This is a genomic window from Archangium minus, from assembly GCF_044360475.1.
Taxonomy (GTDB): domain Bacteria; phylum Myxococcota; class Myxococcia; order Myxococcales; family Myxococcaceae; genus Archangium; species Archangium minus.
The window spans coordinates 3,886,806-3,906,363 of record NZ_CP043494.1 but is presented as its reverse complement, the minus strand read 5'-3'; the positions used below and the strand labels follow the sequence as shown (position 1 = coordinate 3,906,363).

Here is a 19,558-nt window from a genome sequence, read left to right as displayed (position 1 = left end):
TCCTATCCGTCTCGACTGGGGCTGCTTTGGGGTGGCCTGGGGATTGCTGCTATTGAGAAGCATCCGGCCGCGCCCATCCCCGCGCGGCGCCTCGGCCCGAGGCCCTCATGTTCCTCACACCGCTGTCGGTTTCCCTCCTGGTGCTGCACGCCGTCAGCATCTCGCCCGCGTCCGTCCCGGCGCGAGGCAACCAGGAGACGCTCGTCACACTCGATCGCGCCTCCCGCGTGGTCATCACCGCGCGCACTCCCGCTGGGACGTCCTGCGAGATCGTCGATCAGGTGCGCGGCCCCTTCGCCAGCAGCGGTGCCGCCGGCAGCGCCAACTGCGAGCTGGACCTGCTGCTGGACGCGGGCACCTACAAGCTGCGCCTGGCCTCGAACACGAAGGGCAAGGGCACCCAGGGGAAGGTGGACCTCAAGGCCGTGGCCTACACGGAGGACAACGCCCAACCGGTGCGGCTGGAGCCGGGCCGCGAGGTGCGCCAGGTGCTCGCCCCGCGCCACCAGGCCTCCTTCTGGCTCGTGCTGGAACAACGTCAGCCCGTCACCCTGCGTCTCTCCGGCCGCACCGCTGGGGACGTGCGGCTGTGGCGCAACGGCGCATGGCTGGAGCCCGTCGAGTGGAGGGATGCCTCGACGCAACCGCGCGCGGGGCAACCTCAATACGAGTGGTGGCTCGAGGCCACGCTCGACCCGGGCATCTACCTGCTCACCACCTACGGCACGACCCCGAAGGAGTGGACCGAGGGCCAGGAGGACAACACCCTCTCCGTGGCCTACGGCTTCCCGACGGTGCCCGCGGGCCGCTCGCTGAGCGTCACCCTCCCGCCCTGGGGCCTGTCCGCCGTGGAGCTGCCCCCGGGGCCCACCGCCCTCTTCCTGTCGCGCGAGGGCAACGCCCAGTCCTCCAGCCGCGTGAGCGTGCATGCGCTCTCCCCCGAGGGCTCGAGCAACGTCTCCTCCGCGGAGGCGGGCTGCCAGATTCAGGGCAAGACGCTCGTTCCGCAGTGCAACGCGACCGTCGGCGGAGCGGGTCGTCACGTGGCCCTCCTGCGCGGCGAGCCTGGGACGAGGCTGATGCTGCAGTGGGCGTCCCTCGAAACGGATGACACCTTCATGGACGGCGGCTACGGCTCGGGCTCGGTGCTGCCACGCTTCCACGTGCCCTCCACCGGCGAGTACCTGGTGGGCCTCCATGAGGTGCCGCTGGATCCAGACAGCACGCCCCTGGGGTGCATGCTGGAGACGTGGGTCCCCAGGAATGGGAACTGGAATAACGGGGACTGGGTCCCCACGTCGTACGTCGACATGCCCGAGGTGGGCCCTGAGCGCCCGTTCCGCCGCGCCTTCAACTACGACGGCTCCAACGCCACCGTCTGGTTCCGGGTGACGCGCTCCGGGCGCTATGTCTTTTCCACCAGCGGGGATCGGAAGAACCGCTGCGAGCTGTACCTGGTGGATGGCGCCCGGCGTACCCGCCTCGTCGAGACGGATCCGAAGGCGCAGACGTGCCGAATCCCCTACACGGCCTCGCCCGGGGTGTACGAGCTGAAGCTGTACGGCGGCACCGAGGGCATCGAGCGGCTCACGCTGGCCCCCGAGGGCAAGGAGCCCCAGGCGGACACCCCCACCCGCACGTCGTGCCTCATGCGAGGCGCAAAGCTACAGACGGGCAGCCTCTACCGCATCGTCGCCAACCGGAGCACGAGTAGCGCCATGCGGGGCCTCGTCCTGCGCCCACTGCCCCTCGCTCTGTCCGAGCTCCTCCCCGTGGTGCTCGACGGTCCGGCGCCGCTCGAGCTGCCCCTGGCGCAGGGTGGCGCCGCAGAGGTGCGCTCGTCCGGCGGCGAGCCCTTCACCTGCACCGTGGGAGGCAACCGGGTGGAGGCGCGCGATGGGCGCTGCCAGCTCCCGTCCACGGGCGGCACGCTCACGCTCACCCAGGCCAGCAACGCATCCATCAACCTGCTGGTGCATCGGCCTCCGCCGCCTGCGCCGCCGTTGCCCCCGCTGAGCGCGTACTCGCCGACCATCCCGCCCCTCCCGGCGCTGCAACCCTCCGAGCCCGCCTGGTTCGACTTCGAGCGCGGGCAGTCGCACTCGCTCACCTTCGACGTCAAGAAGGAGGGCCTCTACCACGTGACGACGCTGGGCCTGCTGTCCACCCAGTGCAGCATCCGCACACCGGTGGTGCCGCAGGTGGGCAGCGCCAACGGCGGGGGGCGCGGGCGCAACTGCCTCGTGTCCACCTACCTGCGGCCGGGCCGCTACCTGCTCACCGCGAACACCACGGGACAGAGCAGGGGCCGCGGCGGCGTGCTGCTGGAGCGGCGTGACGTGAAGACGGCCGAGGGCGTCACCGCCGATGGCGAAGCATTCTTCCGCGTCGCCGCGGGAGATCTCATCCAACAGCGGCTCACGGTGCCCCGAGCGAATGACTACACGCTGTCCTCCGCCGCGCTGGGCGCGAGCCTCCAGTGCCGCTTGGACGACGCCAAGGGCTGGCCGGTCGTCACGGTGCCTACGCCTTGCGAGCAGACGCTGAGGCTCGGCAAGGGCACGTACCTGTGGACGCAGCTCCCGCTGACGGTGGAGTCCATGCGCCGCACCGCGCTGGAGCGCGTGGAGCCCCCGGTGGTGCTCTCGGGGAACAAGACGCACGCGGTGCTCTTCAACAAGTGGTACCGGGCGGATCTCAGCAAGGACGGCAAGGACGAGTTCTCCTTCGAGGTGCCGGCGCGGATGGACGTGCGCTTCACGCTCACCCACGGCATGCAAGGGCGGCTCTACTCCGTCGCCGCGGATGGAGCGCTCAAGCCCGTCGAGGTCATCGCCCCGCAGACGACGTACTCCCCTCCTCCCCCGCCGCCTCCACCCGAGCCGGAGCCGGAGTCCACACCAGAGGAGTCCTATGAGTCCTCCGAGTCCTCTGAGTACTCGGAAGGTGGGGAGGGCAACGAAGAGTCATCGGAGGAGCCCTCGGAGGAGTCCTCCGAATCCTACGAGTCTCGCGAGGAAGAGACGCCCGCACCGAGCGAGGAGGAGAGCGCGCCCACCGCGACCGTGGAGCCGCTGCCAGCAGCGAACGCGCCAGCCCCCGAGGGACAGGCCCTCACGCTCGAGCCCGGACGTTACAGGCTGGTGGCCGAGCACAGCCGGGGGGACGTGGCCATCTCCTACGCGCTGTACCTGCGCACCGAGGTGCTCGCGCCTCCCATGGTCAAGGACGTGCGCGTCCCCGGCCGCATCCCGCTGGTGCTGCCCGTGGACGGCACGCTGCGCCTCTTCACGCGCGGCAGCACGGACGTGCGTTGCCGCCTCTTCGATGGCACAGGGCGGCTCGTGGTGGAGAGCTCGGACCATGGCGCGGACTGGAACTGCGCCATCGCCGAGCCGCTCCCTGGGGGCAGCTACACGCTGGTGCTGGAGAGCCAGACGCAGCAGCCAGGCCCCACCCGAGTCTCCGTGGAGCTGGCCCAGGTGTCCGACGCCGGAGTGCTCGCCGAGGGTGGCACGCTGAACGTGGGCACCGGTGTGGTGCGCGCCACGCTGCCACCCGTGCCGGCGGAGGCGCTGCAGCAGGTGACCCTGCGTGCCAAGGCGCCCTTCTCGTGCGCGCTGGAGGACGAGCGTGGCGCGGTGGTGTCGCGGCGGATGGATATCCGCGAGTGCCTGGTGCTGTTGAAGCCGGGCACCTCGCCCTGGCGCGTGCGCGTGTGGACGCTGGGCCAGCCCACCAAGGTGAGCACGGGCGTGGCGGCACGGCCCCTGCGCTCCGGCGGGGGGAAGATTCCGGCGGGTGAGGCCACCCGCGCCCAGGTGCCGACGCCCGGCCGCTACGCGACGGGCCGCGGTGTCTACTGCCTGCCCGCGTCCGAGCAGGGCCCCCTGAATCCGTGTGGCCCCGAGGCCTCACTGAGTGCCGGTGACTGGGTGTTCGGCGTTCCCGGCGCCACCGCCGAGACGAAGCTCTCCCTCTCCGAGCGCGTGGACACGCTGGAGAACGCCGAGGAAGAGCGTGCAGCGCTGACGCGGGAAGTCACACTCCAGCGCCAGCGCACGAAGCGAGAAGCCCTGCACCTGCTGCGCGTGAGCGTGCCCTTCGGCGACCCGGCATACCCGGCGTGCCGGCTGGATGGGGGCGTGGCACAGCAGCGCAGCTCTGTGTGCTTCGCGGCCACCGGCCCCACGAAGGAGTCACTCGCGCGCTGGTGGACGCCCGGAGACGAGAAGAGCGAGGCCACCGTCACGCGGCTGTCCGTCCCAGTCCCCACCTCGTCCATGCCGCTGACGCCTGGCCTGCAGGAGCTGTCATGGAGCAACGGACCCGGCCTGCGTCTGGTGATGCCTGACGAGCCGGTGCGCGTGCAGCTCTCACTGCCTCAGGACGCCTGGGCCGTGCTGGTGAATGGCAACGGCGCCGCGATGGACCTGTGCTCGCCGGGCAATGCGCTCTCACGCTGCATCCTGAGTGGCACGGGCGGCGCAGTGTTCGTCTGGTCCCCGGCCGAGTCCCGCGTCCAGACGGAAGTCATCGCGATGGAGGCGGCGAAGCCGTCCGTACCCCTTGCGACTCTCTTCGAGACCACGGTCCGTGTACCCGGCCAGCACCTGCTGCGCTTCGGCACGTCGGACGCCCCGCGCCAGCTGAAGGTGACAGGAGCGGAGCGGTGCGTGGCCGCGCTCGATGATGGGACGCGGCTGGAGGGCTGTGAGCTCCAGGTGCCCCCAAACCACAGTGGCAACCTGCTGCTGGAGACGAACCCGGGTGGCGTGCGCGCGGTGCTCGCGCCTGAGTCCGAGCTAACCACGGCCCTGCTGCCGCTCGCCTCCAAGGGGAAGGCGCCCGAGCTGCCCGCCGCGAAAGCCCTGCGGCTCTCCGGCGCGACCGTGGAGCGCACCCTCACCGTGCCTGCCGACGCCGTCGTCCACCTGCGCGGCGACTCGGGCGTGTGCGGCCTGACCCGAGACACCACGGTGCTCGCGGTGGCGGGCCTGGAGCGCGGCTGCGCCCTGGATCGGCTGCTCGAGGCCGGCTCCTACCGCCTCGTGGTGCGCGGCTTCGCCAGCCAACCCCTCTCCGGCTCCATCACCTGGACGCACGAACCAGTGAAGGAGCTGACCGAGGGAGTTGCCAAGGAAGAGAGCTGGGTGGCGCCGGGCCAGACGCGCTACTTCCGCTTCAACACCGACGCGGCCGGTCAGGTCGGCCTGGGGCTGCAGGTGCCCGCCGAGCTGCTCCAGTGCACCGTGCTCGACACCGCCCAGCGCGTGCTGGGCGAGGGCTGCCAGCAACTGCTCGCCCTGGAGAAGGGCACGTACCTGCTCGCCATCCACGCGCCCCAGACCCTGGGGCGTCCCCTCCCCTTCAAGCCCGTCCTCGTGGGACTCGCCGGTACCCGGACCGACGTCCCCGAGGACTACCTGCGTGACTTCTTCAATCGCATCGGAGCCAACCCGTGATGCGCCTCGTGAACTCCGTTCTCTGCCTGCTCCTGCTGCTCGCGGCCGACCCCGCGCGGGCCCAGGAGTACCGTCCGGCCGACGAGAGCCAGCGCCCCGAGGGCGGGGGCGTGAAGCTCCTCCCCGACCAGTTCCTGCGCGGGTTCGACCCGGTCACCGTCTACTTCTCCGATAACGTAGGGCCCGGCAAGCAGAGCGCCGATGATGGCGCGAAGCTGCTCAAGGTGGTGCCCTCGTGGCCCGGCCAGTGGTTCTGGGCGGACCGCAAGACGCTCCAGTTCCGCCCCGCCGAGCCCTGGCCCGCGCTGGCGCGCTTCTCCTTCGAGGCGAACGGCGCGCGCAAGGTGCTCACCACGATGATGTCGGCGCCCTCGAGCATGTCGCCGTCGCCCGACAGCACGGACCTGAGGCCCTTCCGCACCTTCACCCTCACCTTCCCGCAGGCGCTGCCGCTCGACTCGCTGCGCAAGATGCTCCGGCTGGAGGTGAGAGACCTGCCGGGACTGGCGGACTCGCCCACGCGGGTGCTGAAGGACTGGACGCTGTCGCAACTGCCGCGCGGCAGCCAGCGCGAGCAGGCCGTCTACGCCATCACCCTCGAGGAGGACGTACCCGAGGGCAAGCAGCTGCGCGTCAACGTCAGCCTCGCGCTGGGCGACGAGGACAAGGTGCTGTGGGTGGGCCGGCTGTCCACGCGGCCCGCCTTCCACCTCCAGCAGGTGCAGTGCGGCGGGAGCATGTTCTCGCTCACGGGAGGCGCCTCCACGCCTCGGGACATGGCGCTCGCGTGCGGCAACCAGGGAGACCTGCCGCAGCTCGTCTTCTCCGCGCCGGTGGAGGGCCTCACGCTCACCGCGCTCAAGAAGCTGGTGCGGCTGGAGCCCGCGGTGCCGGACCTGCACTTCCAGGCCTACGGCTCGCGCGTGGCGCTGCGAGGCAAGTTCGTACCGGACACCCTGTACCGCATGCGCATTGGCGGCGCGCCCATCCGCGACGACAGCGACCGGCCCCTGAGGGATCCGGGAGATCTCCAGGTCTTCTTCCACCTGGACTTCAAGCGCCCCTTCCTGCGCTGGATGCAGGCCACCGCGGTGATGGAGGCCAAGGGCCCGCGCATGCTGCCGCTACAGGGCTACGGCGACGCGCGCGCGGACGTGCGCATCTACCGGGTGGATCCGCTCCACCCCGGCCTGTGGCCCTTCCCCAACCGGCCCATCGTCATCAACGAGGAGAGCGCGCCACCCTTCCCCGGCGAGGAGCCCGAGGTGAAGTCCATGCCCGGCTACATCGGCGAGGACGAGCTGAGGTCGCACATCCGGCTGCTGGGCTCGCCGCTCGTCTCCACGCTGGTGGATCTGCCCCTGCCCAAGCGCGGTGGCACCACGACGTTCGGCCTGGACCTGGCGCCCCTGCTCAACCCGGTGGTGGGCAAGGTGCGGCCGGGCACGTACCTCGTCGGCCTGAGGCGGCTCACCGGCGCGCCCGAGCGCTCCTACGTCCGCGTGCAGATCACCAACCTCTCGCTCAGCACGGTGGAGGAGCGGGACAAGGCCGTCTTCTTCGTGCGTACGCTGGACGAGGCGAAGGAGGTCAAGGGCGCGCGCATCGTGCTCGAGGGTCATCGCCGCGTGCCGGACCCGAACAACAGGAGCATCACGCGCGAGGAGCCCTTCAAGACCGAGCTCACCACGGACTCGGGAGGCCGGGCGAGCCTCGGTCCCCAGCCGGACTGGGTGCGCATCGAGCGCGTCACCGTGCAGAACGGTGAGGACCTGCTCGTGTTGGATCCCCGCGAGCCTCCGGCGTCCTTCGCCAACAACCACTGGTCGCCGTCCTCGGGCTGGCTGGAGTGGCTGACTCAGCAGATACCTCCGCCGCAGAATGACGGGCTGCGCGGGTTCCTCTTCACGGAGCGGCCCATCTACCGGCCGGGCGAGAAGGTCTACATCAAGGGCTTCCTGCGCAACGAGGTGGGCGGAGACTTCGTGGCCCCCGAGGAAGCGAAGAAGTACGCGCTGCGGGTGCAGGGGCCTGGGGAGCAGGTCTGGAACCTGCCGCTGGCCTTCACGGCACTGTATGGCTTCTCCGCCGAGTTCCAGGAAAACGACGTGCCCACCGGCGATTACCAGGTGGTGCTCGAAGAGGTGCGCACGGGGCAGACGCTCGCGACGCGCGGTTTCAAGGTGGAGGCCTACCGCATACCCACCTTCGAGGTGCAGCTCTCCAGCCCCGCGACGGCGCGCCTGGACGGGCCCTTCAAGGTGAAGGCGGTGGCGCGCTACTACGCGGGCGGCAACGTGGCCGGGCAGCCCATCTCGTGGACGGTGACGCGCCGCCCCTACTACTACGTGCCCAAGGGGCGCGAGGGCTTCCTCTTCGCCTCCAGCACCCAGTTCGCCCGCGAGGGACAGAGCCGCGCTCCGGAGACCATGACGCGCAACGCGGTGCTGGATGACAACGGCGCCGACGAGATGAGCGTCAACCCGGCGCTGGACTTGGATGGCTCGGCGCGCATCTACCGCTTCGAGGCCACCGTCATCGGTGCGGACAACCAGCCCGTCTCCTCCGCGCAGGAGGTGAAGGCCCTGCCGCCCTTCGTGCTGGGCATGAAGCTGCCGCGCTACTCGGACAAGCCCTTCACGCTCGCGCCGGAGCTCCTGGCCGTGGGCGTGGATGACAAGCCGGTGAAGGGCCAGGAGGTGCTGGTGCGTCTCTACAAGCGCATCTGGCACAGCCAGCTGCGTGAAACGCACTTCGCCACCGGCGAGGCCAGGTACGTCACCGAGCAGGAGGACGTGAAGCTCGCGGAGAAGACGATCACCACGGAGGAGAAGCCCGTCACGCCCGCGCTGGAGCTGAAGGAGTCCGGCGTGTACGTGGTGGAGCTGGTGGCGCGCGACAAGCTGGGGCGCGTGCAGACGCTGACGGCGGACCTGTACGTGGGAGGCCAGACGCCCATCGCCTGGCAGAAGTCGCGCCAGGGCGTCTTCGGACTCGTCCCGGACAAGGCCTCGTACAAGCCGGGCGAGACGGCACGACTCATCATCCAGAGCCCCTTCCAGGAGGGCCGCGCGCTGGTGGTGGTCGAGGAGCCGGGTGGCAATACGTACACCTGGCACGACGTGTCTGGTGGCAAGGCCGTGCACGAGCTGGCCATCCGTTCCCAGCACGTTCCCAACGTGCCGGTGCACGTGCTGCTGATGCGCGGCCGGCTTGGCGAGGGAGACAAGGACGACTCGCGCTACCGCCCGCAGACGCTCGGGGCCTCCGTGGACGTCAAGGTGGAGCCGGTGCGCAACCAGGTGGCCGTGGAGATCAAACACCCGGAGACGGCGCGTCCCGGAGCCACGGTGCCAGTGGAGCTGACGCTCAAGGACGACCAGGGCAAGCCGCTGGCTGGCGAGGTGACGCTGTGGCTGGTGGACGAAGCCGTGCTGTCGCTCGCGCCGGAAGCGACGCTCCACCCGCTCGACGCGCTCATCAAGGAGAACTCGCGCGGCACCACGCTGCGCGACACGCGCAACAGCCTGGTGGGCAAGCTCTTCGAGCAGGAAGAGGCTCCGGGCGGTGACGGCAGCGAGGAAGAGGAGATGGAGGGCGGAAGCAAGCGCGTGGTGCGCAAGAACTTCCAGACGGTGCCTTACTACCAGGCCACGCTGCAGGTACCGGCCTCCGGCAAGCTGACGGTGCAGGTGCCACTGTCGGACGACCTCACCAACTTCCGCGTGCGCGCGGTGGCCATCTCCGGGCTACAGCGCTTCGGTTACAAGCAGACGGTGTTGCGCGTGAGGCTGCCGGTGCTGGTGCAGCCGCAGCTCCCGCGCTTCGTGCGCCAGGGAGACCGCTTCTGGGGCGGCGCAGTCGGCCGCGTGGTGGAGGGCAGCGGCGGACCCGGCTCGGTGAAGGTGCTCGTGTCGGGCCCGGCGGAGCTCCAGCCCCTGAGCCAGAACGTGGAACTACAGGCCAACCGGGCCATGAGCTTCGTCACGCCCATCACCGTGAAGAACGCGGACGTGTCCGAGCCGCAGTCCCTCAAGGTGCGCGTGGACATCGAGCGCAAGTCAGACAAGGCCGGAGACGCCTTCGAGGTGCAGTTGCCCGTGCTGCCGGACCGCACGGTGGAGCACTTCGCGTACTTCGACACGCTGAAAGCGGGCAACGTCACGCTCAAGGCACTGCCCGAACCGGCACGCCCGGGCACGGCCTCGCAGGACATCTTCATCACCGCCATCCCTGGCGTGCTGGAGCTGGTCTCTGGTCTGCAGTACCTGGCCGAGTACCCGCACGGCTGCCTTGAACAAAAGCTGTCGCAGCTCTACCCGGACGTGGCGCAAGCCGCGGTGCTGCGAGAGCTGGGAATCCGCACGCCCTTCGGCAAGCAGATCACTGGCAACGTGCAGCGACTCCAGGAGGAGATGGACCTCTACCAGGATGAGCAGGGCCTGATGGCCTTCTGGCCGGGAGGACCGGGCGACGTGCAGGTGACGGCGCAGGCGGTGGAGTTCCTGGACGCGACGAGGCGCGCGGGGCTGAAGGTGGACGAGAAGCTGCAAACGCGTGCGGTGGAGGGCCTCAAGCGCGTGCTGCGCAGCGACTACCCGGGGCTGGTGCAGGAGTGGCGCTACAGCCAGCAGACGGCGGCGCTGCGAGCCCTCACCCGCGTGGGCGCGCTGGACGAGCACTACCTCATCGATCTCTTCCAGCTGCGCGAGCGCCTGGACATCCAGAGCCTGGCGGACCTGGCCACGACCATGTCCACCCAGTCCACGGTGTACCGCGCCAACCTGGAGGTGCTGCGCAAGGAGCTGTGGGACAGCGTCATCATCAAGCTCAAGAACGGCAAGCCCGTCTTCGAGGGACTCAAGTGGCGGCGCGAGGCGTGGGGCGGCTACGGCTACCTCAGCTCGCGGCCCTCGAGCGTGGCGGCCGTCTTCGAGGCGCTGGTGCTGCTCGACCCGGCCGAGCCGCGACTGGAGCAGCTGCGCGACGCACTGCTCTCGTACGCGAACGCGGAGTCGGGCTTCGGCAGCACCTTCGAGAACAGGCGGGCCATCGGTGCGCTGGCGCTGTACCTGTCCAAAGCGAAGCCGGCAGTGCCGGACACCACCGCGACGCTCTCCTCGGGAACCACCCTCAAGGTGGGCAAGGACGCGAAGACAGCCCGAGCAGAGGTGGCCAGCGACGCGACCCTGACGGCCACGGTGAAGGGCGGGCCCGTGGGCATGCGCGTGGAGGCCCGGTACGTGCCGTCCACGCCGGGGGACAAGGTGGCCCCTCTCAAGCAGGGATTCATCGTGTCGCGCGGCGCCACCTGGCTGCACGCGGACGGCTCCGAGGAGACGCGCTTCGAGGACAAGGCCGGAGACGTGCAGCAGCTGAAGGTGGGCGACATCCTGGAGCTGCACACGCGCGTCGTCACCGAGGAGGAGCGCAACCACGTGGCGCTGGTGGTGCCCTTCGCCGCGGGCCTTGAGCCCCTCAACCCGGAGCTGGCGAATGCCTCGTCGGACGCGAAGCCCTCACAGACGGACACCCTCACCCCGGCCTACGTGCAGCGACTGGACAACGAGGTGCGCTACTACTTCCTGCGCATGCCGCGAGGCACGCACACCTTCCACTTCCGGGTGCGCGCCGCCACCGAGGGCTCCTTCGTTCACCCGGCGCCCTACGCCGAGCTGATGTACCGGGAGTCGGTCCGTGGCCGTGGCGAGGGCCTGCGCATCCAGGTGAAGGGAGAGCATGAGAAGTAGGCGGACACGCTGGGGCGTGGCGGCAGCGCTCGCCGTGGTGCTGGCGGCGGGCGCGTGGTTCGCCTCGAGCCTCCAGGACGGGCTGCTCGGCTACGAGCCCTCGCGCCTCGTGCTGGACCGGCGGGGCGCGTACCTGGGCGAGGTGCCCGGAGCGGGCGGGGAGCTCGGCTACTGGCCGGTGCCCTACGTGCTGCCCGAGCGCATCGTCCAGGCCACGCTCGTCACCGAGGATCGGCACTTCTACGAGCACCCGGGCGTGTACCTGCCGTCGGTGGCACGGGCCCTGAAACAGAACGTGAGCAACCTGCGCGTCATCTCCGGCGCGTCCACGCTGGCCATGCAGGTGGCGCGGTTGCAGACGCCCGGAGAGCGCACCGCGGGGCGCAAGGTGCGCGAGGCGGTGGAGGCACTGCTGCTCGTGCACGGGCATGGGCACGAGAAGGTGCTGCGCCAGTACCTGGTCATCGCGCCCTACGGCAACCGGGTGCACGGGGTGGTGCGTGCGGCGCGCCTCTACTTCAACAAGCCGGTGGAAGACCTGTCGTGGGCGCAGGCGGCCTTCCTCGCGGGCCTGCCGCAGCTGCCCGGGCGGATGAACCCCTACACCCAGGAGGGACTGCGGCGAGCCCTCAAGCGCAGCCATCGCATCCTCCGCGCCTTGCACGCCCAGGGGACCCTCTCGCGTGAGGAATTGGAACAATCCCTCCAGGCAGACCTGGGCCTGGTGCCCCGACCCCAACGCATGCCCGAGGCGCTGCACGCGGTGCTGGAGTGGAGCGAGCTGGCCCGCGCCCGTCCCCAGCCCATCTCCACGGCGACGCTGGACCTGGAGATTCAGTCGAAGGTGGCGCACACCCTCCAGCGCAACCTCCACCAGTTGGATGGCTCGGGAGCGGGCAATACGGCCGCGCTGGTGGTGGACACGGAGACGGGCGACATCCTCGCGTACGTGGGCTCGCGGGACTTCTTCAACGAGGAGCACCGGGGCGCCATCGACTTCGTGAAGCAGCGGCGCTCGCCGGGCTCCACGCTCAAGCCCTTCCTCTACGGCCTGGCGCTGGAGAAAGGCATCGTCACCGCCGCCACGGAGCTGGCGGATACGCCCATGGACGTGCGGGTGGAGAACGGCCGGAGCTACGTGCCGGAGAACATCAACCACGCATTCCTGGGGCCCATGCTGCTGCGCGAGGCGCTGGGCAACTCGCGCAACATCCCCGCCCTGCGCGTGCTGGAGCAGGTGGGGGTAGAGCCGGCGCTGCGCTTCCTGGAGAAGGCGGGCGTGGGAAGCATCTCATACGAGCCCGACCGCTACGGCCTGGGGCTGGCGGTGGGCAACCTGCACGTCTCGCTGGAGGAGCTGACGGGGCTGTACATGGTGCTCGCCCACGAGGGAGAGACACGCCCGCTGCGGCGCTTCGCCGACGAGCCGCTAGCGCCCTCGCGCCGGCTGATGACACGCGAGGCGGCACAGCTGGTGCGCCACATCCTCGCGGACCCGCTGGCGCGGCGACCAACATTCCCCGTGGGCAGTACGCTGGACTTCCCGTACGCCGTGGCGGTGAAGACGGGCACCAGCCAGGGCTACCGCGATGCGTGGGCGGCGGCCTTCAGCGATCGGCTGCTCGTGGTCGTATGGGTGGGCAACCATGACTGGCGCCGGATGAATGGCGTGGGCGGACTGCTCGGCGCAGCGGGCGCGGTACATGAAATCCTCGATGCGGTGATGCCCGAGTGGCGCCCGTACCGGCCGGTGCTCGACAGCTTCCCGCCACCCTCAGGAGCACTGGCCATCGACGTGTGCCCGCTCTCCGGCCGACTGGCCGGGCCGGAGTGCCCGCACCGCAAGAGCGAGTGGTTCGTCCCAGGCACGGCCCCGACACAGACGTGCCCCTTCCACGCACGCGTTCGGCTGGACCGACGTAACGGGCTGCTGGCAGGCCCCACCTGCTCGGAGCGCGAGGTGGTGACGCGGGTGATGCTGGCCCTGCCGGAGGAGTACGAGCAGTGGGCACGGAAGCAGCACCTGGACATCGCGCCGCTGAGGGAGAGCCCGCTCTGCCCGAGCCGGCCCGAGGAAGTCGAGCCGAAGGTGGCCATCCGCGAGCCGAAGGGACTGGTGCGGCTGCTCTACGATCCGGACACGCCGGCCTCGGCCTCGACGCTGCGACTGGCGGCGGACGTGACTCCCAGCACAGAGCCCATCGTGTGGCTGGTGGATGGAGTTCCGGTGGCCACGGTGACCTATCCGCACGAGTTCCGCTGGAGCCTGCGGCCCGGACAACACGTCATCACAGCGGCGATGGTGCACCGCCCGCAGGTGAGCCAACCGGTGACGGTGGTCGTGGAAGATTGACCCTCCGTTCCCTCAAACACGAACTGCACGAAAGCTTGACAATTCCTTACAAGTCTCACAAACAACAGACAATGCATCTTCTTTTCTAAGACAAGAGAAGACAAACAAGCGCCAGCGTGGGCACGTCAGAACCCTTGCGTCAGAGAGGGCTCGTGAGAACCCTTGCGCCGGACCGGGCTGGTCCTGGTCCATCAACGTGCAAAGGAGTTCATCCGTGTCACAGCTTCGTCTCTCGTTCGGCGCGCTCGTCCTTGTCGGCAGCCTCTTCACCGCGGCCTGTGGTCCGCAGCCCGAAGATGCTGCCGTGGAGGCCAACGCCTCCACCGTGCAGCAGCAGGAGGGCGCCGAGGCCACGCCAATTACCGGCGTGGAGGAAACCGAGGAGCGGAAGAAGTGCGACTACAAGGATCCGAACCTGCGCTACGTCTCGCGCGATCCGGCCACGTGTGCCGCCATCCTCTTCGTCTGCGAGGAGGGAGAGACGACGTTCTTCAATGAGTGCGGCTGTGGCTGCGCGACAACCCCGTAGCGCGTAGACCCCTCGACGCGGAGGCCCTCCCGGACTTCCCAAGGTCTGAGAGGGACTCCGCGTGCAAAGGGGGGGGGTATTGACGAGGCCCACCTTCACTCCGCAGCATGGAAGGCACCCTCATGCGCGTACCCCCCGTCTATCGCCGTTGGGTTACCTGCCCCGTGCCACGCCCACAGGCGAGCCTGCGTCTGTTCTGCTTCCACTTCGCGGGAGGGGATGCCTCCATCTTCCGACTGTGGACCACCCAGCTCCCCGCCTCGGTCGAGGTCTGCCCCATCGAGCTGCCGGGCCGAGCCACCCGCCGCGCCGAGCCACCCATCACCCAGTTCCCCGAGCTGCTCGAGAAACTGGCGGGCATGATGCTCCCCTTCGTCAAGCAGCTCCCCTTCGCCCTCTTCGGGCACAGCTTCGGCGGCATCACCGCCTTCGAGCTGGCGCGCTGGCTGCGCCGCAACGGCGGGCCCATGCCGACCCGGCTCTTCCTCTCGGCCTGTCCCGCCCTGCACCTCCGACAAGCGCCCCCGTCTCCCATCACCCACCTGCCGGATACGGAGTTCCTGGAGGAGGTCGCCACCCGGTTCGGCACTCCCCGAGAGGTGCTCACCAGCGACGACGTCCGGGACACGGTGCTCCCCGCGCTGCGCGCGGACCTGAGCGTCGGAGAGAGCTACCGGTACCAGCCCGAGCCGCCCCTGGACGTGCCCATCTCCTCCTTTGGCGCCCTGCAGGACCCGGAGGTCAGCCAGCAGGAGGCGGAGGCGTGGCAACATCAGACCACCAGGGACTTCCGCCTGCGCATGTTCCCCGGCAACCACTTCTTCCTCTCGGCCGAGCGGATCCGGCTGCACAAGGCCATTGTCGAGGATCTCCAGCTCCCAGCGAAAAAGGGCGGCTGAGCTCCGCCCATCCGGCGAGCAAGCCCTCACAAACGAAATACGGGCTAAACCCGCTCGCCATGCACCCGCCGGTCCTGCTCGAGCTCTCGCTTGAGCTGGCGATCCAGGACGAACGTTCCCCACGGGACGAGCGATGCGCCGAACGCCGCGAGTGAACGGCGCAGTGGCCAGTCTCGCTCAAGGGCCACACGAAACAGCGCGGCGACGAACAGGAGGAAGAGGAGCCCGTGGACGCTCCCGGCCACACGGACCGCGATCGGCAGGCCCAGCAGGTATTTGAGCGGCATCGCGATGAGCAGAAGGGCCAGAAAGGACAGCCCTTCCAGCAGCCCGATGAGCCGGAGATGGCGCAGCGCGTTCATGGATGGACTCCAGGCCAGGTGGGTCGGAAGACCATGAGCACCAGCACCAGGAAGAAGGGAACGAAGGTCGCGAGGAACGCGCTGACCGTCCGGCGATCGCGCGAGACTGAGTAGACAAGCGCGAGCTGTGAGACCAGCGACAGCAGGAGTCCTCCCAGAATCCACAGCTCCGTCAGGGGCAGGTGCAGCTGTGTGGTCAGGAGATAGCCGGTGAGCCACGTGACCACGAGCCCGGGAGAAGCAATGGCATGGACGGCGCGCTTCCTCTCCACGAGCGCCGTGGCGACGAAACCACCGATGAGGCCTCCCGCGTACAGGGTGACGCCCACGAACTTCACCAACAGCAGCATGCGGTAGGTCAGCATGAGGCAAGGGCGTATCGCATCCGGGCGCCACGCTCGCGAGTGGCCTAACGGACAAGAATCGACGACTTCTGGCCAGACCTCCGGTGGCAGCCCCTCCCCTCTTGGCGGGAAATGGATGCTCGTGCATCTTCGCGCCATGCATGTCGTGGCCATCGTCGCGCTGGACGGAGTTGTCCCGTTTGATTTGTCGATCCCCAGTGAAGTGTTCCAGCGTGTCAGGCTGCCCGGGGGCCGGGCGGGATACCAGGTACGTGTCTGCGGGGTGACGCCCGAGGTGAACGCCGGAGCCTTCACCATCCGAACCCACTCGGGCCTGGAGGAGCTGGCGCGAGCAGACACCATCATTCTTCCCGGCACCACGGATTTGAGCGCCCCCGTGCCGGAGAAGCTCCTGCGAGCGGTTCGCGCGGCGGCAGCCTCGGGGGCACGCGTGGCCTCCATCTGCTCCGGGGCCTTCCTGCTCGCCGCGACCGGGCTGCTCGATGGACGGCGCGCCACGACGCATTGGCTGGCGACCGACGAGCTGGCGCGCCGCCATCCGGAGATCCAGGTCGACCCGGACGTCTTGTATGTCGATGAGGGGCAATTCTTGACGTCGGCGGGCGCCGCGGCGGGACTCGATCTCTGTCTGCACATGGTGCGGCTCGACTACGGCGCCGCGGTCGCGGCGGATGCGGCCCGACTCTCGGTGATGCCGCTCGAGCGCGACGGGGGGCAGTCGCAGTTCATCCTGCACCCGCCGCCCGCCCCGGACGGCTCGTCGCTCGAGCCGCTGCTGCGCTGGCTCGAGGAAAACCTGCATCAGCCGCTCACGCTCGAGGACATCGCGCGCCACGCGGCGCTGAGCGTGCGCACACTCAACCGCCGCTTTCGCGAGCAACTGGACACCACTCCCCTCCAATGGCTCCTCCGTGCCCGCGTGCGCCGCGCCCAGCAGCTGCTCGAGACGACGGGACACTCCGTGGAAGCCATCGCGGAGCGGGTAGGCTTTGGCTCGGCAACCGCCTTTCGTGACCACTTCCGCCGCTTCGTGACCACGAGCCCACAAGCCTACCGTCGCGCGTTCCGCTCCGCTCCGGCCAGCCACTGAGACGCCTGGGAGAGCGGAGTCGAGCTCACCAGGGACGAGGCTCGGGGCCCTGCGCGCGCCACACCGTACCGCGACGCTCGAACTGGAACATGGCCTCGACCGCATGAGCGATGCGAGGTCCCAGGTGACGCTCAATGAGGTACACGCCGAGATCAAGACCCGACGTCACCCCAGCCGCCGTCACGAGATTCCCGTCATCCACGATGCGCGCGGCGACCGGGTGGGCGCCCGTCGCCGCCAGTGCGTCCAAACCCAGGTGGTTGGTGGTCGCATGACGCCCCTTCAAGAGGCCCGCCATGCCGAGCAGAACGGACCCACCACAGACAGTCCCCATCGTCAGGCCCGGCTTCGCCATCGCTTGATGAAGCACGTCCGGAAGACCCGAGGAGACCGCGCGAGATAGCAGGGAGGGAATGCTGTCCGGAGCGTCACCGCTCACCGGGCCGGCGGCTCCCGGCACGATCATGAAGTCAGCCCGGCGCGGCTCGATTGCGGCGGTGGCCGGTATCTTCAGCCCGTTGATTCCGCTCCTCACCTCCCTCGCCCCCTCGAACGAGGCGAACTCCACCTGAAGTGCGCCTCCCGCCACATAACCGCCCGCCCCCAGCACTTCATAGGGGGCCAACGCGTCCAACAAATCAAAGCCATCGAAGAGGATGATCTGAGCCAGCATGAAAGTCCTTTCAATCCGGCGGGACCGCACGGAATGACTGGCATCATGCCTTCAGCGCATCAACGTGCGAGTGGCTCGAATGACATCTTTCAACGGGTTCTGGCCAAACGTGTTTTCAGAGTCGTGGGGTGGCTTAACGCATCCCGGCGATCGAGAACCCGCCGTCGACGAGGAGCGACTGACCCGTGACGAAGCGCGCCTCTTGGGTGCAGAGCCAGACGGCCACGTCGCCGACGTCGGCCGGTTCTCCGAGGCGCCTGGCCGGAGTGAATGCCACAAACGGCCTGGCCATCTCGTCGTCGATGGACCGGCGAAGCATCGGAGTATCGATGACTCCCGGGTTGACGTTGTTGACGCGGATGCCCTGGCCAGAGACCTCCAGCGCCACCGCCCGGATCATCGAGTCGAGCGCGCCCTTGCTGGCCGAATAGATGGACGAACCGACCGCTGCACCCTTGGCCAGAAACGACGACGTGTTCACGATGGCGCCGCCCGAGCCTTGCCGGAGCATGGCCGCGATTTCGTATTTCATGGAGAGCCAGACTCCCTTCAGGTTGATGGCGATCACCTGGTCGAAGTCAGACTCGGACGAGTCGGCGATCGGAGCGAACATCCCCTGGATGCCCGCGTTGTTGAAGGCACAGTCGAGCCGACCAAACCGCTCGAGTGTGCCTTCCACGAGCGCCTCGACATCCGCCGCACGCGATACGTCGGCCGAGATGACAAGAGCCTTGCCGCCCTCTGCTTCAACACGGTGCGCCACCTCGTCGAGCTCTGTCTGGCGGCGACCCGCCAGGACGACGCTCGCGCCCTCCCGCGCGAAGGCGAGCGCGGCGGCGCGACCGATTCCGGTGCCTCCGCCAGTCACGAGCGCGACCTGGCCTTCGAGCCGACGGGAGGGGGGGTGACGTGCGCTGCTCGTGATTCGGTGATGCCGGACATGGATGCCTCCGTTCGATGGATGAGGCGAAGGTATTCGGCGGGATTGCTGGCGATAACGCGCTGATTCTCGTATGTACTGATGGCCAGGAGCCATCAATGCGCGGGTCCGAATTCGCCGAACTAGCCGCCTTCGTCGCCGTCGCGGAGGAGCGCAGCTTCCGGCGCGCGGCTGCGAGGCTAGGCATGATGCCCTCGACCCTGAGCCACTCCTTGCGCGCTCTCGAAACCAGGCTCGGCGTACGGCTCCTCCATCGGACGACACGAAGCGTATCGCCGACAGAGGCGGGCGAGCGGCTGCTTTCCCAGCTCACGCCAGCCTTCGGCGACATCGCGCGAGCCATCGAGACGGTGAACGACTTCCGCGGCAGGCCGGCGGGCACGGTGCGGCTCAACGTGCCGCGGATGGCAGCAATGATGGTGCTGGCGCCGATGCTCGGCCGGTTCGCCCAAGCGTATCCAGAGGTCACGCTGGAGGTGGCAGTCGAGGATGGCTTCGTCGACATCGTCGACCGACGGTTCGATGCGGGGATCCGTCTCGGCGAACACGTCGGGCGGGAGATGATCTCCGTGCGGGTCAGCCCCGACATGCGCACCGCGATTGTCGGCTCACCCGCGTATTTCAGAGAACATGCACCGCCGCGAACTCCGTCCGACCTGAAGAAGCACCGGTGTATCGGCTATCGCCATATCTCCAGCGGTGTGGTCTACCGCTGGGAGCTTGAGCGTGCGGGTGAAACACACACCCTCGCCGTCAGCGGCCCGCTCGTGCTCGACGATCCCGACCTGATGACAGCGGCCGCCCTGGAGGGTGTGGGACTCGCCTATGCGGTCGAAGCCCACGTCACTGACCATCTGCAACAGGGACGGCTGATCCGGGTCCTCGAAGATTGGAGCCCATCGTTCCCCGGCTTTTTTCTCTATTATCCGAGCCGCCGACACATTCCGGCAGCACTGCGTGCGTTGATCGAGATGTTGAAGGTCTGAGCCTGCCCGAGTGATGGAGCTGCGAGGCATGAAGCCTCGCGCATCGCTCTTTCTTGGGTCCACTCGCCTCCCTGACAGGTTCTACCCAGGGGCAACCACCGACTCTAGATTTACTGGAAGGGGTTGTTTGCCTGATGCCGGACCGT

General features: G+C 68.8%; 11 protein-coding genes. 7 read left to right on the top strand and 4 right to left on the bottom strand.

The features are described 5' to 3' along the window. The first annotated feature begins 107 nt into the window (after positions 1 to 107). The 5 genes from F0U60_RS16120 to F0U60_RS16100 all read left to right on the top strand — a co-directional run bounded on the left by F0U60_RS16120 (position 108) and on the right by F0U60_RS16100 (position 14,996). Positions 108 to 5,465, top strand: a complete 5,358-nt coding sequence (locus F0U60_RS16120; protein WP_395820380.1) for a hypothetical protein — start codon at positions 108 to 110, stop codon at positions 5,463 to 5,465. Further along, on the top strand, positions 5,465 to 11,215 hold the full coding sequence (locus F0U60_RS16115; RefSeq protein ID WP_395825270.1) for an alpha-2-macroglobulin: 5,751 nt from the start codon (positions 5,465 to 5,467) through the stop codon (positions 11,213 to 11,215). The genes F0U60_RS16120 and F0U60_RS16115 overlap by 1 nt, the downstream gene beginning before the upstream one ends. Further along, positions 11,205 to 13,568, top strand: coding sequence for a penicillin-binding protein 1C (pbpC, locus tag F0U60_RS16110; protein WP_395820377.1), 2,364 nt, complete (start codon positions 11,205 to 11,207; stop codon positions 13,566 to 13,568). The genes F0U60_RS16115 and pbpC overlap by 11 nt, the downstream gene beginning before the upstream one ends. Positions 13,569 to 13,782: 214 nt before the next feature. Then, positions 13,783 to 14,097: a hypothetical protein gene (locus F0U60_RS16105; protein ID WP_395820374.1), complete on the top strand. Its 315-nt coding sequence runs from the start codon at positions 13,783 to 13,785 to the stop codon at positions 14,095 to 14,097. Positions 14,098 to 14,219: 122 nt separating this feature from the next. Then, on the top strand, positions 14,220 to 14,996 hold the full coding sequence (locus F0U60_RS16100; protein WP_395820371.1) for a thioesterase II family protein: 777 nt from the start codon (positions 14,220 to 14,222) through the stop codon (positions 14,994 to 14,996). Positions 14,997 to 15,040: 44 nt separating this feature from the next. Here F0U60_RS16100 and F0U60_RS16095 read toward each other — a convergent pair whose 3' ends face one another. Continuing rightward, on the bottom strand, positions 15,041 to 15,358 hold the full coding sequence (locus F0U60_RS16095) for a DUF3817 domain-containing protein (RefSeq protein ID WP_395820368.1): 318 nt from the start codon (positions 15,356 to 15,358) through the stop codon (positions 15,041 to 15,043). Next, complete coding sequence (locus F0U60_RS16090; protein ID WP_395820365.1) at positions 15,355 to 15,723, bottom strand: hypothetical protein; 369 nt, start codon at positions 15,721 to 15,723, stop codon at positions 15,355 to 15,357. The genes F0U60_RS16095 and F0U60_RS16090 overlap by 4 nt, the downstream gene beginning before the upstream one ends. A 115-nt stretch (positions 15,724 to 15,838) precedes the next feature. Between F0U60_RS16090 and F0U60_RS16085 the strand changes: the two genes are divergently transcribed. Beyond that, the gene (locus tag F0U60_RS16085) at positions 15,839 to 16,813 is read left to right on the top strand and encodes a GlxA family transcriptional regulator (RefSeq protein WP_395820362.1); all 975 of its coding nucleotides are present in this window, start codon (positions 15,839 to 15,841) and stop codon (positions 16,811 to 16,813) included. Between the two features lie 25 nt (positions 16,814 to 16,838). Here the strand turns inward: F0U60_RS16085 and F0U60_RS16080 are convergent, their stop codons facing one another. Together F0U60_RS16080 and F0U60_RS16075 are read right to left on the bottom strand one after the other, a co-directional pair. Next, entirely contained in the window at positions 16,839 to 17,486 is a 648-nt protein-coding gene (locus F0U60_RS16080) for a DJ-1/PfpI family protein (RefSeq protein WP_395820359.1), read from the bottom strand. Positions 17,487 to 17,619: 133 nt separating this feature from the next. Further along, the gene (locus F0U60_RS16075) at positions 17,620 to 18,522 is read right to left on the bottom strand and encodes a glucose 1-dehydrogenase (RefSeq protein WP_395820356.1); all 903 of its coding nucleotides are present in this window, start codon (positions 18,520 to 18,522) and stop codon (positions 17,620 to 17,622) included. Here F0U60_RS16075 and F0U60_RS16070 point away from each other — a divergent pair. After that, positions 18,444 to 19,412, top strand: a complete 969-nt coding sequence (locus F0U60_RS16070; RefSeq protein ID WP_395820353.1) for a LysR family transcriptional regulator — start codon at positions 18,444 to 18,446, stop codon at positions 19,410 to 19,412. The genes F0U60_RS16075 and F0U60_RS16070 overlap by 79 nt on opposite strands. Positions 19,413 to 19,558: the final 146 nt, after the last annotated feature.

Coding starts and splice junctions, on each gene's coding strand:
- F0U60_RS16085 (WP_395820362.1), top strand. CDS start 15,839: ATGCTCGTGCATCTTCGCGCCATGCATGTCGTGGCCATCGTCGCGCTG.
- F0U60_RS16090 (WP_395820365.1), bottom strand. CDS start 15,723: ATGCTGACCTACCGCATGCTGCTGTTGGTGAAGTTCGTGGGCGTCACC.
- F0U60_RS16115 (WP_395825270.1), top strand. CDS start 5,465: ATGCGCCTCGTGAACTCCGTTCTCTGCCTGCTCCTGCTGCTCGCGGCC.
- F0U60_RS16100 (WP_395820371.1), top strand. CDS start 14,220: ATGCGCGTACCCCCCGTCTATCGCCGTTGGGTTACCTGCCCCGTGCCA.
- pbpC (WP_395820377.1), top strand. CDS start 11,205: ATGAGAAGTAGGCGGACACGCTGGGGCGTGGCGGCAGCGCTCGCCGTG.
- F0U60_RS16120 (WP_395820380.1), top strand. CDS start 108: ATGTTCCTCACACCGCTGTCGGTTTCCCTCCTGGTGCTGCACGCCGTC.
- F0U60_RS16095 (WP_395820368.1), bottom strand. CDS start 15,358: ATGAACGCGCTGCGCCATCTCCGGCTCATCGGGCTGCTGGAAGGGCTG.
- F0U60_RS16075 (WP_395820356.1), bottom strand. CDS start 18,522: ATGGCTCCTGGCCATCAGTACATACGAGAATCAGCGCGTTATCGCCAG.
- F0U60_RS16080 (WP_395820359.1), bottom strand. CDS start 17,486: ATGCTGGCTCAGATCATCCTCTTCGATGGCTTTGATTTGTTGGACGCG.
- F0U60_RS16070 (WP_395820353.1), top strand. CDS start 18,444: ATGGATGAGGCGAAGGTATTCGGCGGGATTGCTGGCGATAACGCGCTG.